The sequence below is a fragment of the Lacisediminihabitans profunda genome (assembly GCF_008040105.1).
Lineage (GTDB): Bacteria > Actinomycetota > Actinomycetes > Actinomycetales > Microbacteriaceae > Lacisediminihabitans > Lacisediminihabitans profunda.
In genome coordinates this window covers 1-16,931 of the sequence record NZ_VRMG01000002.1, presented here as the reverse complement: position 1 = coordinate 16,931, position 16,931 = coordinate 1, and the positions used below count along the sequence as shown (strand labels likewise).

General features: G+C 68.5%; 12 protein-coding genes. 2 read left to right on the top strand and 10 right to left on the bottom strand.

Annotated features, from left to right (window positions below; all coding sequences use genetic code 11):
• Positions 1-7: 7 nt before the first annotated feature.
• The 7 genes from FVP33_RS00660 to FVP33_RS00630 form a co-directional block, all read right to left on the bottom strand.
• Complete coding sequence (locus FVP33_RS00660; RefSeq protein WP_147781719.1) at positions 8-1,213, bottom strand: ROK family transcriptional regulator; 1,206 nt, start codon at positions 1,211-1,213, stop codon at positions 8-10.
• A gap of 140 nt (positions 1,214-1,353) precedes the next feature.
• Positions 1,354-4,377: an alpha-mannosidase gene (locus FVP33_RS00655; protein ID WP_147781718.1), complete on the bottom strand. Its 3,024-nt coding sequence runs from the start codon at positions 4,375-4,377 to the stop codon at positions 1,354-1,356.
• A gap of 51 nt (positions 4,378-4,428) precedes the next feature.
• Positions 4,429-5,265 carry a carbohydrate ABC transporter permease gene (locus tag FVP33_RS00650; RefSeq protein WP_147781717.1) on the bottom strand — a complete coding sequence of 279 codons (837 nt, stop codon included), beginning with the start codon at positions 5,263-5,265 and terminating at the stop codon, positions 4,429-4,431.
• Positions 5,265-6,206, bottom strand: a complete 942-nt coding sequence (locus FVP33_RS00645) for a carbohydrate ABC transporter permease (protein WP_147781716.1) — start codon at positions 6,204-6,206, stop codon at positions 5,265-5,267. The genes FVP33_RS00650 and FVP33_RS00645 overlap by 1 nt, the downstream gene beginning before the upstream one ends.
• Positions 6,207-6,208: 2 nt before the next feature.
• Positions 6,209-7,549, bottom strand: coding sequence for an extracellular solute-binding protein (locus tag FVP33_RS00640; RefSeq protein ID WP_147781715.1), 1,341 nt, complete (start codon positions 7,547-7,549; stop codon positions 6,209-6,211).
• 158 nt (positions 7,550-7,707) lie between these two features.
• Positions 7,708-8,952: an ROK family transcriptional regulator gene (locus FVP33_RS00635; protein WP_147781714.1), complete on the bottom strand. Its 1,245-nt coding sequence runs from the start codon at positions 8,950-8,952 to the stop codon at positions 7,708-7,710.
• A gap of 106 nt (positions 8,953-9,058) precedes the next feature.
• On the bottom strand, positions 9,059-10,273 hold the full coding sequence (locus FVP33_RS00630; RefSeq protein WP_147781713.1) for an NADP-dependent isocitrate dehydrogenase: 1,215 nt from the start codon (positions 10,271-10,273) through the stop codon (positions 9,059-9,061).
• Between the two features lie 140 nt (positions 10,274-10,413).
• Between FVP33_RS00630 and FVP33_RS00625 the strand changes: the two genes are divergently transcribed.
• Complete coding sequence (locus FVP33_RS00625; RefSeq protein WP_147781712.1) at positions 10,414-10,866, top strand: GNAT family N-acetyltransferase; 453 nt, start codon at positions 10,414-10,416, stop codon at positions 10,864-10,866.
• Entirely contained in the window at positions 10,867-11,181 is a 315-nt protein-coding gene (locus FVP33_RS00620; RefSeq protein WP_147781711.1) for an MGMT family protein, read from the top strand. It begins immediately after the preceding gene.
• Positions 11,182-11,495: 314 nt separating this feature from the next.
• Here the strand turns inward: FVP33_RS00620 and FVP33_RS00615 are convergent, their stop codons facing one another.
• The 3 genes from FVP33_RS00615 to ddaH form a co-directional block, all read right to left on the bottom strand.
• Positions 11,496-13,301, bottom strand: coding sequence for an ABC transporter ATP-binding protein (locus FVP33_RS00615; RefSeq protein ID WP_147781710.1), 1,806 nt, complete (start codon positions 13,299-13,301; stop codon positions 11,496-11,498).
• Positions 13,298-15,130, bottom strand: coding sequence for an ABC transporter ATP-binding protein (locus FVP33_RS00610; RefSeq protein ID WP_425460920.1), 1,833 nt, complete (start codon positions 15,128-15,130; stop codon positions 13,298-13,300). The genes FVP33_RS00615 and FVP33_RS00610 overlap by 4 nt, the downstream gene beginning before the upstream one ends.
• A 347-nt stretch (positions 15,131-15,477) precedes the next feature.
• Complete coding sequence (ddaH, locus tag FVP33_RS00605; protein WP_147781709.1) at positions 15,478-16,698, bottom strand: dimethylargininase; 1,221 nt, start codon at positions 16,696-16,698, stop codon at positions 15,478-15,480.
• Between the last annotated feature and the right edge of the window lie 233 nt (positions 16,699-16,931).

Sequence of the window (16,931 nt, the reverse complement as noted above, 5' to 3'; positions counted from 1 at the left end):
GTCCGGATCAGGAGACGCCGAGCTCGGCGGAGATGACCATGACGGCGGCGCCCCGCAGCACGATGTCGTCGCCGAGGGTCGTCATCCTCAGGACCAGGTCGCCGGAGAATTCGGCCATGGTGCGCTCGCGCACCGTCTCGCGGGTCGCCTCGGCGAGGGTGCCGTCCAGCAGCGCCGGCGGCCCGCTCAGAATCAGCTCCGACAGGTCGAGCGCCCCGACGATGGGCGCGAGCACGATGCCGAGGCGCCGACCGGCCTCGCGCAGAATCGCCTCCCGTTGCCCTGGCGCTCGCCGAATCCGGGCCTCGAGCCGCGGCGCGGCCAGCCAGGTTTCGAGGCAGCCGGACTTTCCGCAGCTGCACTCCTCGCCACCGTCGGTGCCGACCACGACATGGCCGATCTCGCCCGCGGCGAATCGACCGCCGGAGAGCAGGCTCCCGCCGAGCAGCAGGCCCGCTCCCACTCCGTGCCCGACCTTGACGAGCATCATGTCCCCCTCGGCGTTGCCGAAGCTGTGTTCGGCCAGGATCGCGGCATTCGCGTCGTTGGCCACCACCACGGGCCGGCCGACCCGTTCGGCGAGCAGCGACCGCAGCGGAAGATCGGCCCAGCCGAGATTCGGGGCCTCGAGGACCACGCCGTCGGGGTCCACGACGCCCGGGGATCCGACACCCAGACCGAGGATCGGCCGGGTCGAGAGTGACACCAGTTCGTCGGCGAGCTCGAACACCGTGGCGAGGGCGTCGTCTCCGACCCTGCCCGCGAGCGGCACCTCCGCCCGCTCGAGGATCGTGCCGGTGAGGTCGAGCACCGCTCCGCGGAACGCCGAGTGGTCGCTGAGATCGATGCCGAGCACCTGGAAGGCCGTGCGCCCGATGTCGAGGAGGGTCGCGGGCTTACCAGGGCGCGAGCCGTCGCGCTGGCCGGTCTCCACGATGAGGCCCTCGGCGATGAGCTCACCGACGAGGTCGGAGACGGTGACCCGGGTGAGACCCGTGCGCCTCGCCACGTCGGCGCGGCTCTGCTGCCCGGCCGTGAAGAGGGTCTGCAGCACGAGGGCGCGGTTGTGTCCGCGCGCGTGTTCGGGAAGCACCTTCGTGCTCGGCCGCAGCACCCGACCGGCGACGAACGCCCCGGGAACGCGGCGGGCGGCCTGACGGCCGCGGGCCGCATCCACCTCGGCTGCGGTGTCACGGGCGCCTGCTTCGCTCATGTTTGTAAGTCAACCTTACGAACTCCGCGGCGCGCAATGCCCCGCGATTGTTCCCGTTTGTCGGGAGTGTGCCGGCGCGACGGGGCACACACTCGTCAAACGGGAACAGTCGCGGGTGAGCTCACCGTGGTGGGAGTCCGCTACGCCCGGGACACCCGCAGGGTCACGATCTGGAACGGCCCGACGGCGAGCTGAACCGTGCCCCCGGACGCCGAGGTCACCGCTCGAGCCGGCAGCTCCCGCTCGAGAAGATCGGTCTCGCGCACGGTCGCCGCATCGAGCGCGCCGTCGAAGTCGATGCTTCCGCCCGATCGCACGCCGGTCGACTCGTACAGCCGCACGATGACGTCGCCCGACCGGTCCTCCGCGAGCTTGATCGCCTCGACGACGATCGCCGGGTTGTGCACCACCACGAGCGGCGCAACCGGCCCGGAGCCCGGCAGCACCCGCTGAGGCAGGTTGATGCGGTATCCCTCGCGCACGGCGTCGATGATCTCCGCTCCGACGGTGACAGAGGAGCGGAGCACGTGGGTGCCCTGGTCGGCCTCGGGGTCGGGGAACACCGGAGCGCGCAGCAGCGACTGCCGCACCAGCGTCGTGGTTCCGCCGCCCTCGCGCGGCTGGCGCGTGATGTCGTGGCCGTACGTGGCGTCGTTCGCCACCGCGACGCCGACGCCGGGCTCGCCCACGTGCACCCAGCGGTGGGCGCTCGTCTCGAATCGGGCGACATCCCACGACGTGTTCTCGTGGGTCGCGCGGTAGACGTGGCCGAACTGGATCTCGGATGCCGCCCGCTCGGCGCGCACATCGATCGGGAACGCGAGCTTGATCAGCTTCTGCCGTTCGTGCCAGTCGAGAGTTGTCGTGATCTCCAGCGTCGTCGATCCGGCGGCCAGGCTGAAGTCCTGCATGACGCTCGATTCGCCGAACTCGCGCAGCACACGCACGGCCACTCGGCCGTCCTTCTCGGTGACCTCGAACGAGGTGACGTCGGTGAGGGTCTGGCCGTGCCGGCGGTAGTGCTCGTCGATGTCCCAGGCATCCCACTGGTTGGGGGTGTCGCGGAACAGCTGCAACTCGGCGAGGGACTGACCGGGAGCCACGAATTCGCGGCCGCCCAGCGCATCGGCGAGGGACGTGACCCGGCCGGTCGCATCGATCGACACGCGCACGAGCCCGTTCTCGAACACCGCTCCGCCGTCCACGCGGGAGACCGTGACCTCCCCGGCACGCATCGGCACCCCGGCGCTGAGCGGCGGCACTCCGGCCACCGCGAACGGGGAGGCATTGAACACCACCGACTCGTCGCCGGCGCCGCGCAGGGCGTCGATCGACGTCGCGATCACCGCTTCGAGCCGCCCGGCCACCTCGCGGTAGCTCGCCTCCGCCTGCTTGTGAACCCAGGCGATCGATGATCCGGGCAGGATGTCGTGGAACTGCAGCAACAACACCGTCTGCCAGATGCTGTCCAGCTCCTCGTACGGATAGTCGACCCCGGCGCGCACCTGCGCCGTCGCGGCCCAGAGCTCGGCCTCGCGCAGGAGGTGCTCGCTGCGCCGGTTGCCCTGCTTCGTGCGCGCCTGGGAGGTGTAGGTGCCGCGATGGAACTCGAGGTAGAGCTCCCCCGTCCAGACCGGCGGATGCGGGTACTCGGCCCGCGCGTCGTCGAAGAAGCGCCGGGGCGAGGCGATGCGCACGGTGGGCGAACCCTCGAGCGATGCGGTGCGGGAGGCCGCGGCGAGCATCTCCCTGGTCGGTCCTCCGCCGCCGTCGCCGAAGCCGAACGGCACGAGCGACGAGTTCGCCGCCCCCTTCTCCGCATACTGGCGCTGGGCCCTGGCGAGCTCCTGGCCGGACAGCACCGAGTTGTAGGTGTCGACGGGTGGGAAGTGGGTGAAGATTCGCGTGCCGTCGATGCCCTCCCACTCGAACGTGTGGTGCGGCATCACGTTCGTCTCGTTCCAGGAGATCTTCTGGGTGAGAAAATACTCCGACCCGGCGGCGGCGGCGATCTGCGGAAGCGCGGCGGAGTAGCCGAACGAGTCGGGAAGCCACACCTCGAGCGGGTCGACGCCGAACTCGCGCAGGAAGAACCCCTTGCCAGCCACGAACTGGCGGGCGAGCGCCTCACCGCCCGGCAGGTTGGTGTCGGACTCGACCCACATTCCGCCGACCGGCACGAAACGACCCTCGATGACGCGGGCCCGGATGCGCTCGAACAGCTCGGGATAGAACTCCTTCATCCAGGCGAACTGCTGCGCTGACGAGCAGGCGAAGACGATCTCGTCGTCGACCTCCATGAGCTGCAACACGTTGGAGAAGGTGCGCGCGCACTTGCGGATGGTCTCCCTGGTCGGCCAGAGCCAGGCCGAGTCGATGTGCGCGTGCCCGACGGCGGTGATGCGGTGGGCGCTCGCGTAGGCGGGCTGGGCGAGCACGCCGGCGAGCGCCTCGCGACCGGCCGCCGCCGTGCCGGCCACGTCATCCGGATCCATCGCGTCGACCGCGCGCTCGAGGGCGCGCAGGATCTCCGCCGCCCGAGGCAGGTCGGCCGGCAGCTCGGCGAGCAGACCCCGCAGGGTCCAGAAGTCGCGGTCCAGTTCCCAGACGGTCACGTCGCGCAGTGCGACGTTCACGTGCCGCAGGGTGTAGATCGGGTCGGTGCCCGCCGTTTCCTTGTCGCCGAACGGCGAGGCCTTCCAGCCCCAGTTCGAGCCGACGTCCGGGTTGGAGGCCGCCTCGACGAAGAGGTCGATCGCGCCGTCCGCGGTGGTCGGGAGCGGCACGTACGAGTTGAACGGCTCGATCGCCTTGACGATCGCGCCGTTCGGCTCGTAGACGAGTCCCTCGGCCTGGAAGCCGGGCTGGCCGCCGCTGAAGCCCAGGTCCACGAGCATCTCGACGGTGTGACCGGCGCCGCGCCACTCGCGCGGCACCTCGCCGGTCACGTGGAACCAGGTGGTCCCCCATGGCTTGCCCCAGGTGCGGCCGACGGTGAAAGGTTCGAAGCGCTGGCCGACGGCCTCGGCAAACGGCACCGGCTCATCCGGAACCTCCCAGGCGGTGAGCTCGAGCGGCCGGGCCGACGGGTAGATGGCCGGGGTGATCCGTTCGTCCACGAACCGGGCGATTCTTGCCGTGACGAGTCGGGAGTTGTCGTGCACTGGTGCTCCTTGGTTGTTGTGCGGATGGATGGTACGGCTGGATGGCGGCGGTCAGCCCTTGACGGCCCCGGCGAGCGCAGAGCCCCCGCCGAGCACGCGCGAGACGAACACGTAGAGGGCGAGCACCGGCACGGAGTAGACCAGCGAGAACGCCGCGAGCCGGCCGTAGGCGACGGTGCCGTGCTGGCCGAAGAACGCGAAGATGCTCACGGCCGCCGGCTGCTTGTCCGGGCTGAGCAGCAGCACGAACGGCACGAAGAAGTTTCCCCAGGCCCCGATGAAGACGAAGATGAAGACCACCGCGATGCCGGGCCGCATCAACGGCACGACCACCCGGGAGAGGGTCGTGAGCATCGATGCGCCGTCCATCCACGCCGCCTCCTCGAGCGAGATGGGCACGGAGTCCATGAAGTTCTTCATCATCCAGATCGCCATCGGGAGGCTCGTGGCGGCGAGGAACAGGATCGTGCCTCCCAGCGAGTCGATGAGATTGAGCGAGACGAAGAGGCTGTACACGGGCACCATCATCGCGGTGATCGGCAGGCAGGTGCCGAACAGGATGCCGTAGAGGAACGGCTTGTTCACCCGCATCCGGTAGCGCGAGAGCGGGTAGGCGGCGAGCACCGCCACGACGACCGTGATGATCGCACAGCCGCCGGCGAGCATGAGGCTGTTGCCGAGCGGAACGAAGGCGAGCTCGGGGGTCATCACCTCGGCGAAGTTCTTCAGGGAGAGACTCTCTGGCAGCTTGAGCGACAGCGTCGCCGAGGTGTCGAGGGAGGCCACGAGCAGCCACAGGATCGGCAGGGCGAAGCAGGCGGCGATCACGAGGAGCACCGAGTTGGAGACGGCGCGCAGGCTGCGGCCGCTCGGGGATGTCAGACCCATCAGTCCACCTCCGGTTTGAGCGCGCGGATGTACACGATCGAGAACAGCGCTCCGACCACGAGCATGATCGTGGCGATCGCGGTGCCGAATCCGAGCCGGGAGAACTTGAACGCCTCCTGGTAGGCGAGGATCGGCAGCGTCGAGCTGTCGGTGCCCGGCCCGCCGCCGGTGAGCACGAAGATCAGGGTGAACACCGAGAGGGTCTGCAGCGTCGTGAGCATGAGGTTGGTGCTGATGCTGCGGCGGATCATGGGGATCGTGATGTAGACGAGCCGCTTCGCCCCGCCGGCCCCATCGATCTCCGCTGACTCGCGCACGTCATCCGGCACGTCGTCGATCGCCGCGGAGTAGACGAGCATCGAGAACGCGGTGCCGCGCCAGATGTTGGCGAGGATCACCGCAATCATCGGCAGCCGGTAGAGCCAGTTGGGGCCATCGAGACCCACGACCGCGAGCAGCGTGTTGAGCGTGCCGGTGGCATTGAAGAACGCGTAGGCGGCGAAGGCCGCCACGATCTCGGGGAGTACCCAGGCGGTGACCACGAGGGTGCCGACGATCGCGCCGACCACCCGGTTGCCCGACTTCATCAGCAGCGCCAGGCCCAGGCCGAGCACGTTCTGCCCGACGATCGCCGAGGCGAAGAGGAAGACGAGGGTGAGCAGCACGGACTTGGGGAAGTCCTTGTCGGCGAAGAGCTCGAGGTAGTTGCCGAAGCCCACGAAGCTCGCGCCCTTCGCCGCGCTTCCCGTGAGCGAGGAGTCGGTGAACGAGCCGTAGAACGACGAGATCACCGGACCCAGCAGGAAGACGGCGAGCAGGATGATCGCAGGCACGAGCGGGAGGCTGCGCACGAGACTGCGGCCGACGCCCCGCGGGCGGGGAGGGTGAGCTCCCCGCCCGCGGGCGTCCCGACCCGCCGCGGTGGTGGTGAGGGAAGTCACGGCTACTTCGAGGTGTTCTTTTTGCCGACGATCCCGACCACGGCGCCGTCATAGGTTGACGCCGCCTGCTTCGGGGTCTGCTGGCCGGTCATCACCGATTCCATCGCCACCATGATCTCGTTGGCCACCTTCGGGTAGTCGGTGGTCGCCGGCCGGAAGTGCGTGTTGGCGACCAGCTTGGAGAAGAACCCGACGGTGGGGTTCGAGGCGAGATAGGCCTTGTCGTTCGACACGTCCTTACGCACCGCGATCTGGCTGCTCATGATGTCGAACTTCTGCGAGTTGTCCTTGTCGAGCGCGAGCGCCACGAAGTCCCAGGCGGCGGACTTGTGGGCGGACTTGGCGCCGACCGCGAGGGTCCAGCCACCCGACATGCTCGTCATCCCGGGCTTCTCGCCGTTCTGGGTCGGCATCGGGGCCACGCCCATCACGTCCTTCCACTGCGGCCACGGGGTGCCGCCGGTCGGGAGCCAGGTTCCGCTCACCCACGACCCGTCGAGGCTGATCGCGAGCTTGCCCTGCGGCAGCCACTCGTTGGAGACCGTGTTGCCCACGGTCGTGTCGAGGGCCTGCTCCGGTTTCGGTCCGAGTTCGCCCTGATAGACGTCCTTCACGAACTGGAGGGAATCCGTGATCCCCTTCGAGCCCACCGTCCACTTCTTCGTGTCGGCCTTGTAGAGCTTGTCCTGGGTACCGTAGAGCAGCATCTCGAAGCCCTGCATCACCGCCGCCTCGCCCTGCGGCTTGCCCGAGTACACGTTGATCGGGATCACGCCCGGCGCCTTCGCCTTCACCGTCTTGGCGGCATCCAGCACGTCCTGCCAGGTCTTCGGCGCCCACGGCACCGGCAGCCCGACCTTCGCGAGGATCTCCTTGTTGTACCAGAGCGCCCGTGTGTCAGTTCCCATCGAGACGCCGTAGATCTTGCCGTCGTCCCCCGCTCCGGCCTGCTTCGCGTTGTCGGGGAACTGCTTCCAGTCCGCCCACTTGGCGACATAGGAGTCCAGCGGAGCCAGGTAGCCGGCCTCGGCATCCGACTTGATCATGAAGGTGTCCTCGTACATCACGTCCGGCGCGGTGGCGCTGGCGCGATTCATGAGGGCGAGCTTCGTGAAGTAGTCGTTCTGCTGGGCCTCGATCGGCACGAGCTTGACGGTGACCCCCTTGTGCTTCGCCTCGTAGGCCTCCTTGACCGCCTTCATGTGGTGGTCGAGCTGCTGGGAGGGACCGAACTTCTGGTACGCGACCTTGATCTCCGTCGCGGCCGGCGCTCCGGCCGAACAACCGGCGAGAACGAGTGTCGCGGCGGCGGTGATGGCGAGCGCCGACAGGATGCTCTTCATGAATGCTCCTTTGCCTCATGGCGCCGACCCGGACAACTGTTCGAGCCGTGCGCTGCGGTTTTACTAAATCATTTTTAGTAATTGGCTGTCAAGGCTTGCCACGGATGTTGCAGTGCGCGCAAGGATGCCGCCCGCGCCCCGGGAGACGGATGCGGAGGCTAGGAGCGCACGCTCGGGGAGAGCAGCAGGGTGTCCGGGCGCGGAGAGAAGGTGTTGTCGAGCACGAGGCAGGCCGCCCCGACGGCCGCGACATCCTCGCCGATCCCCGACTCCTCGAACGCGACGGCGTGGGGCGCCACCAGGGCCGGGGAGTCCGCCACGAGACCCGGGATGAGGCCGAGCAGGAATGCCGATACCGGATGCCAGAACGGGCCGCCGAAGACGACCCGGTCGAGGTCGAGCAGATTGATGATCGCCACGAGACCGGTCGCGATGTGCGCGGCCGTCGCCTCCAGCACCGAACGGGCCGCGTGGTCGCCCGCCTCGGCGAGGGCGGCGAGGGCGGCGAACTCGCGATGCACAGCCTCGACGTCGAGCTCGAGGTCCGTCGGCGTGGCCGCGCTCCGCCCGATCCACTCGGTCACGAGCAGTCGCGGCAGGATCACGTTGCCGAGGCAGCCGCGCCGGCCGCACGAACACAGTTCCCCGCCGGAAGTCACGAGGATGTGGCCGATGTCGCCGGCGTTGCCGCTCGCGCCGCGGATCACCTCGCCGTTCAACACGACCCCCATGCCGGTGCCGGTGCCGTAGTAGAAGAACGCGAAGTTTCCGCGGGCGTCCGCATCGCCCATCCAGAGTTCGGCGACCGCCGCGGCGGTGACGTCCTTCTCCACGAGCACGGGCAGCGCGAGCCTCGCCAGGAGGGCGTCTCGCAGCGGCACGCTCTGCCAGCCGGAGAGCAGCGGCGGGTTGAGCATGATGCCGCGCCCCAGGTCCACGGGGCCGGGCGCCGCCACGCCGACGCCGACGATGCGATCGCGGCTGACCCCGGAGCCCGCGATGAGGGACTCGACGGCCTCGGCGATCCGGTCGATGGTCTCCTCGGACGACACCGCGGACGGGGCCGGCATGCGAGAGTGCGCCACGACGGAGCCGGCGAGGTCGAGCACGACGAGCGTGATCACCGAGGGGTCGAGGTGCACGCCCACGGCGAACCGCCCGCGGGCCTCGAGTTGCAGGATGGTGCGCGGTTTGCCGACGCCGCCGTCGGTGGTGGTGCCCGCCTCCCGGATGAGCCCGTCGGCGAGCAGCTTTCGGCTCACATTCGACACGGTCTGGGCCGACAGCCCGGTGGCCTCGGCCAGTTCGACCCGGCTCAGTCCACCGCTCGTGCGGCGAATGACGTCGAGGATCACCTTCTGGTTGTAGCCGCCGACGGCGGGCAGGTTGGTGCCGAGTCTCATGTCGTCACCTCCCTGTCCGCCATTGGACGGATGCCGAGAACACTACCCGGCAGGATCGCGCCTGCCGGTGCGCTCCCGGTCACGGGAACGCAGGCGGGGCTGGCCGCTAGGCCAGGCGCGTCGCCAGGTTCTTGTCGAGGGTGTCGAGGAACTCCTCGGTGGTCTGCCACGGCTGGTCCGGGCCGACGAGGGCGGCGAGGTCCTTGGTCATCGCTCCGGACTCGACCGACTTGATCACGACATCCTCGAGGGTGAGGCTGAAGTCGATCAGGTCCTGGTTGCCGTCCAGCTTGCCGCGGTGCGCGAGCCCCCTGGTCCACGCGTAGATCGAGGCGATCGGGTTGGTGGAGGTGGGCTTGCCGGCCTGGTGCTGGCGGTAGTGGCGCGTGACGGTGCCGTGGGCGGCCTCCGCCTCCACGATCGACCCGTCCGGAACGGACAGCACCGAGGTCATCAGGCCGAGCGAGCCGAAGCCCTGCGCCACGGTGTCGCTCTGCACGTCGCCGTCGTAGTTCTTGCAGGCCCAGACGTAGCCGCCCTCCCACTTCATCGCCGAGGCGACCATGTCATCGATCAGGCGGTGCTCGTAGGTGAGGCCGGCCGCCTCGAACTGGCTCCGGAATTCGGCCTCGAAGATCTCCTCGAAGATGTCCTTGAACCGGCCGTCGTAGGCCTTGAGGATCGTGTTCTTGGTCGAGAGGTAGACCGGGTAGTTGCGGGAGAGGCCGTAGTTGAGGCTCGCCCGGGCGAAGTCGCGAATCGAGTCGTCGAGGTTGTACTGAACCTGGGCGACCCCGTCACCCGGGGAGTGGTAGACCTCGAACTGCAGTGGCTCGGAGCCGTCGTCCGGGGTGAACGCCACGGTGAGCTTGCCCTTGCCCGCGAAGCGGAAGTCGGTGGCGCGGTACTGGTCGCCGAACGCGTGGCGGCCGATGATGATCGGCTTGTTCCACCCCGGGACCAGGCGCGGGATGTTCGAGATGATGATCGGCTCGCGGAAGATCACGCCGCCGAGGATGTTGCGGATCGTGCCGTTCGGCGACTTCCACATCTTCTTGAGGCCGAACTCTTCGACGCGGGCCTCGTCCGGCGTGATGGTGGCGCACTTGACGCCGACGCCGTGCTTCTGGATGGCGTGGGCCGCGTCGATGGTGACCTGATCGTCGGTCGCGTCGCGGTGCTCGATGCCGAGGTCGTAGTACTCGAGGTTGATGTCGAGATAGGGATGGATCAGCGTGTCCTTGATCCTCTGCCAGATGATGCGCGTCATCTCATCGCCATCGAGCTCGACAACGGTTCCCTCTACCTTGATCTTGGCCACGTAAATCTCCTCACCACAGGGGCATTCTGCCCACCGCCGCTAGCTTACTAGTTCTGCGAAGTATCTCGACATCAAGATACTTGCCCGATTGGCAGCAACGCGAGCTACCCGGTATCCGCCTCGCGGGTTAGCCTGTGTTCATGGCTGAGTTGAGACTGGAAGAACTGTCGGCGAAAACAATTGTCGCCGCGAACAGCCTCACGCTGCGGCGAGGCCAGGAACATTACGTGACGCCGCCCAGCTATGCGATCGCGGACGCGTACATCAATCCGGCCACCACCTGGCCCCGCGTGGTGCTCGACGGCGACACCGTCGTCGGCTTCATCCGCGGCAACTTCGACCCGGACGCCGAACAGGAGGAGCTGCGCAGCTGCGTCTGGCGCGTCAACGTGGCCGCGGATGCCCAGGGCTCCGGCGTCGGCCGCTTCGCCGTGTGGGCACTCGCCGAGGAGGCGCGTTCCCGTGGTTTCACCCGGCTCACCGCCATCTGGGAGCCGGGCGAGGAGGGGCCGGAGCAGTTCTTCCTCCGCACCGGCTTCAAGGTCGTCGGCGAAACCCAGTACGGCGAGAAGATCGGCGCGCTCGAGCTCTAGGTGGCCGCGCATCCCGACCAGGACTTCGTTTCCCGCGTGCTCGCGGTCGTCGAGTCGATTCCTCCCGCCCACGTCATGACCTACGGGGACGTCGCCGCGGCGATCGGCTCGAGGGCCGCCCGCGCGGTCGGCCAGGTGATGGCCTACTACGGCTCGGATGTGCCATGGTGGCGCGTGATCCGCGCGAGCGGACATCCGCCCATCGACCACGAAGCGCCGGCCCTCGAGCACTACCGCGCGGAGTCCACGCCGCTCGTCTGGCCCGCGGCCGGCGCCTACCGCGTCGACCTGCGCGTCGCCCGCTGGCGCCCCTGACCCCCGCCTCGCGGATCTCCTGCGTTTTCGGATGGTGCGCCACCACGCCGGCCGCACTCACGCCGACTCACGCCTGACGGCACGTCGGGCCGCGCCGGGCCGGGCCGGGCCGCGTCGGGCCACGCCAGCTCATGTCGGGCCACGCCGAGTGGGCAATTCTGGCGCCAAAAACGCGCTTTTAGGTGCAGAATTGCCCACTCACCGGGGAGGGCACCCGCGGAGACCCTCCCGCGGAGACCCTCCCCCGGAGACCCTCCCGCGGAGACCCTCCCCCGGAGGTCCCTCCGGAGAGACGTGCCGGATGCCGGGGGCCGCTAGACGAGCGACTCCCGCCACGCCGCGTGCAGCTTCGAGAAGCGCCCTGTGCCTGCGATGAGATCGCGCGGCGTTCCGTCCTCCACGATGATCCCGTGCTCCATCACCAGCACGCGATCGGCGATCGCGACCGTCGACAGGCGGTGCGCGATGATGATCGCCGTGCGGTCGGCGAGCAGCGTCTGCAGGCCCTCCTGCACGAGCCGCTCCGAGGGGATGTCGAGGGACGCGGTCGCCTCGTCCAGGATCAGCACGACCGGGTTGGCCAGGAAGGCGCGCGCGAACGAGATCAGCTGGCGTTGCCCGGCCGAGACCCGGCCGCCGCGCTTGTTCACATCCGTGTCGTAGCCGTCGGGCAGCGACTGGATGAACTCGTGCGCGCCGACCGCCTTCGCCGCGGCCACGATCTCCTCGATCGTCGCCTCCGGCTTGCCGAGCGCGATGTTGTCGCCGACCGAGCCGGAGAACAGGTACGCCTCCTGCGTCACCATCACGATCGCGCGACGCAGGTCCTTCGGGTGCAGCCGGCGCAGGTCCACGCCGTCGAGTGACACGACGCCGTCCGACGGGTCGTAGAACCTCGAGATGAGCTTCGCGAGCGTCGACTTGCCGGCTCCGGTGGATCCGACGAGGGCGATGGTCTGGCCCGCCGGAATGTCGAGGTCGAACTGCGGCAGCACCACGCGCCCGGCGTTGTAGGCGAATTCGACGCCCTCGAAGCGCACGCTGCCCTTCGCCTGCCAGAGGTCGATCGGCCGCGTCGGATCCGGCACGCTCGGCTGCTCCTCGAGCACGCCCGAGATCTTCTCGAGCGCGGCCGCGGCCGACTGGTAGGAGTTGTAGAACATCGCCATCTCCTGCGCGGGCGCGAAGAACGACCGCGTGTAGAGCAGGGCCGCGAGCAGCACGCCGATCGCGATGCCGCCCTGCGCCACGCGCAGTCCGCCGACGAGCAGCACGACCCCGAGCGCGACGTTGCCGATGAGCACGAGGCCGGGATCGAGCACGCCGAACAGGCGGATGGTGCGCATGTTCGCCAGGCGGTAGTCCTCCACGTAACCGGCGAATTCCGTCTCGTTGCGCGTCTCCTTGCGGAAGGCCTTGACGGCGCGCATGCCGGTCATCGTCTCCACGAAGTGAACGATGAGCCTGGCCGAGGTGGTTCTCGTCGCGCGGAAGGCCTTCTGGGAGTGGATCTGGAACCAGCGCACGAGGAACCACAGCGGAACGAGCGAGCCGAACAGCACGAGGCCGCTCACCCAGTCGATGGAGAACAACGCCGCGGCGATGAACACCATGTACAGGCCGCCCTGAACGAGTTGGTTGATGCCGGAATCGAGCAGCTCGCGGATCGAGTCGAGGTCGCTCGTCTGGCGCGCGATGATGCGCCCGGACGTGTAGCTTTCGTGGAACTCGAGGCTGAGCCGCTGGGTGTGCAGGAACACCCGCTTGCGCAGGTCGATCAGGATCGCCTGGCTGATGCGCGCGGTCAGCACCGTGTACCACGCGATGAGCACCGCCCCGATGACGCCGGTGAAGAGGTAGGCGAAGACCGCGAAGCCCAGCGGCACCCAGTCCTGCTTCACCAGCGCCGGCAGGCCGGAGTCGATCCCGTAGGCGATGAGTGCCGGCCCGGCGACCTGCGCCGCCGTGCTCACGATGACCACGGCGATGGTGAGGCTCACCCGCACCCAGAGGGGACGAAGCAGGGTGCCGAGCAGGCGCAACGAACGGTCGCGGATCTGCTTGCTCTCCGATTTGGTGAAGTCGCTTCGCTCTTCGCCGGTAACTCCGGTGACGCTCATGCGCCTGCCCTTTCCTCTAGTGGCTGTTCCGCCGGTCGGGCAGCATCGACCCGTTCGCGGCGTTCCTCGTCTTCCAGGCTCGAGATCACGAACCGGTAGTGATCACTCGTGGCCAACAGCTCCTGGTGCCGCCCGACGGCGGTGATTCGGCCACCCTCAAGCAGCGCGACCCGGTCGGCGAGCATGACCGTGGATGGCCGGTGGGCCACGATGAGCGCGGTGGTCGAGGCGAGCACGCGGCGCAGCGCCGCCTCGACGAGTGCCTCGGTGTCCACGTCGAGCGCCGAGAGCGGGTCGTCGAGCACGAGCACCTCGGGCCTCGCCGCGACAGCACGAGCGAGAGCCAGACGTTGACGCTGGCCGCCGGAGAGGCTCAGCCCCTCCTCGCCGACCTTCGTGTCGATTCCGTCCGGCAGCTGGTAGACGAAGCCGGCCTGGGCGATGTCGATCGCCTCGGCCAGGTCTTCGTCCGTGGCCTCCGGGCGACCGAGCAACACGTTGTCGCGCACCGACGCGGAGAACAGTGTCGCATCCTCGAACGCCATGGACAGGTGGGTGCGCAGGTCGGAGAGGCTCAGGTCGCGAATGTCCACGCCGTCGAGCCGGATGGCGCCGCCCGTCACGTCGTAGAGCCTCGTGGTGAGCGAGGTGATCGTCGACTTGCCGCTGCCGGTGAGCCCGACGAGCGCCATGGTCTCCCCCGGCTCGAGCTCGAGGCTGATCCCGTCGAGCAGGTCCGCGTACTGGGCGGGAGAGTCCTGGTAGCGGAAGTGCACGTCGTCGAACACGAGTCGTCCCTGGGGCGCCGCGATGGTCTTCGGGCGCTCCGGATCGATGATCGGGTTCGGGGCATCCATCACCTCGAAGAATCGGTCGGCGGCGGTGCGGGTGTCGAACGTCATCGACAGCAGGAAGCCGATCGACTCGACCGGCCAGCGCAGCACCGTCGCCGTGGCGAAGAACGCCACGAGCTGCCCGACGGTGAGTTCGCCGCCCGCCGCCAGCCAGACGCCGGCGAGCAGGCAGAGCCCGAACGTGACGTCCGGAACCAGCAGCAGCCAGAGCCAGATGCCTGCGATCGCCTTGGCCTTCTCGATCTCCGTGCCCCTCAGGTCTTCCGCCTGCGAGGCGAAGTTCTTCAGCGCGTGCTGCCCGCGACCGAACGCCTTGAGCACCCGGATGCCGTGCACCGACTCCTCGACGGCCGTCGCGAGGTCGCCGGCCTGGTCCTGGCTGCGGCGCGCGACCGCGGAGTACTTGTTCTCGAACAGGTAGCCGTAGATCCAGAGCGGGATCGAGCAGACCACGAAGATCAGCCCGAGGATCCAGCTGATCGAGATCAGGAAGAAGAACCCGATGACGATCGTGATCACGTTGACGACGAGCAGCACGGTGCCGAAGGAGATCCAGCGGCGGATGAGGTTGAGGTCGCTCACCACTCGGGAGAGCAACTGCCCACTCGCCCATCGGTCGTGGAAGCTCACCGGCAGCTCCTGCAGGCGCTTGTAGAGCGCGTTGCGCATGTCGGCCTCCACCATCGTGCCCGGCTGCAGCACGAACCAGCGGCGGAACCAGATCATGATGGCCTCCAGCACGCCGAGCCCGAGCACCGCGGCGACCGGCCACCAGATCTGACTCGAGTCACCGCCCTGCAGCGGCCCGTCCACGAGCGCGCGCAGCACCTGGGGGATGAGCAGGGCCACGAGCGCGGCGATGAGGGCCACGACCATCCCGAGGTAGATCCGGGGCATGGCCGGTTTGGCGTAAGGGTAGAGACGCAGGATCGAGGCAAAGGTGCCCTGGCGTTGTGGGTCTGCAGACACAGTGATTCCTTGGATGCGGGGGGTCGCCGACGTGCACGAACCGAGATTGTTGAGCGAGGGAGGGGTGAGCCGGATGCTTCTGGCAGTGGGCCGCGAAGGGCCCGTCGTCTACCGGTTCCTGGCTGGCGTCAAGGACGGACGGACGGCGACACGCTTCGCGCCTGCAGTTGCGAGAAAGGTGTAGATCATGGCGTCCTCCTGGGCACGTATGTTTTTCACTCTGGTTATGGCCACGCCCGCCTCCCACCCTCACGGGGAGCGGCGACCGAACAGCCTTACAGAATATCCCGCCCCCCTTCGATCCCACAAGGGGATGCCACAAACGGGGGCGCAAGAAACCTTGCGGCGTCTCTCTACCGCACGCGCACCGACAGGCAGGTGACGCATCCCTCGAGCTTCTCGAACTCGCTGATGTCCACGGTGACCACGCGGTAGCCGAGGTCCGCGATGAGGGCGGCGCTCGCCGGGGCGGACGCCGCCATCAGCACGGTGTCCGGCGCGAGCGTCACGACGTGCGCCCCGCCCTCCTCGGGCATCGCGAGAAAGCGGTCGAAGATGGCCGGGTCGTCGACCACCGGCGGGTAGCCGATGACGGTGCCGTCCGGGAGAGCCGTCACCGCGCTCTTGAGGTGCAGGGCCTTCGTCACCGGCACCGCGACCACGGTGTACCCGAGCCGCGCGACGATCGCCCGCAACTGGCGGATGCCCTCCGCGTTGGTGCGACCGCCCCGACCCACGTAGACGGTCGAGCCCACCTTGAGAACGTCCCCGCCGTCGAGGGTGCCCGGGAGCACGATCCGTTCGACCCGCAGCCCGGCCTCGCGCACCGTCGCCTCCGCGTCGACGATTTCGTCGCGGCGGGACTCGGCGCCGGGGCTCGTGATCACCGCCGTGTCTCCGAACAGCACCACGGCATCCTCGATGAAGACCGAGTCGGCGAGTGTGTTCGCGACCGGAACCTCGACGATATCCCAGCCGTTGTCGGCGAAGGCGGCCACATAGGCGTCCCACTGGTCGTTCGCGAGGTCGGTGTCGATGGCTGTGCGGTCGACGTGGGTGACCTCGCCCTCGGCGAGGTTGTCGGCCGGCGCCCGCACCAGGGCGATGCGCCGTTCGCCCGGAGTCGCGGGGGCGCCGGTGACACGGCTGAAGACCCACACGCCCACGGTGAGGGTGGAGAGTACGACGACGATGACGAAGACCAGGTTCGGCCCGATGAGGGTCGCGAACAGCTGGCTGAGGATCGACGGGGAGAGCGCGGTTCCGCGCAGCACGATGGTGAGCGCGGTGCCCACCAGTGCGGCGACGACACCGGCGACGAGTGCGGCGACCACCCTCACATACCAGTAGCGGTATACGCCGACGACGCCGAAGATCGCAAGCACCACAAAGACGCACAGGCTCGCGCCGAGGAAGTAGTCGCCGAGTTGCACGAGCGTGGCGGAGTCCGCGCCGGCTCCCACGAAGAAGAGCAGAACCGTCACCGCCTGGGTCATGACGGCCACCGCGAGGGCCGACAGGACGGCGGCGGCGAAGGTACGCAGGGAGGGAACGGGTCTGGCAATTGCGGTCATGAGAAACGACCCTATCCCGTTCCGCCCGACCCTCGGCCGGTGCGGGGCGCGGCATCCCGGCCGCACAGGACCCCACTCAACCGAGCACCCTCGCCCGACTCGGCCGTCACTAAGTGCTCGCTGAAGGGCCCCAGCGAGCAGTTACTGACGGAGGAGTGGCAGATGCCCGACCGGTGAGCACTGCGCCCGACTCGGCCGTCAATAACTGCCGGCTGAAGGGCCCCAGCGAGCAG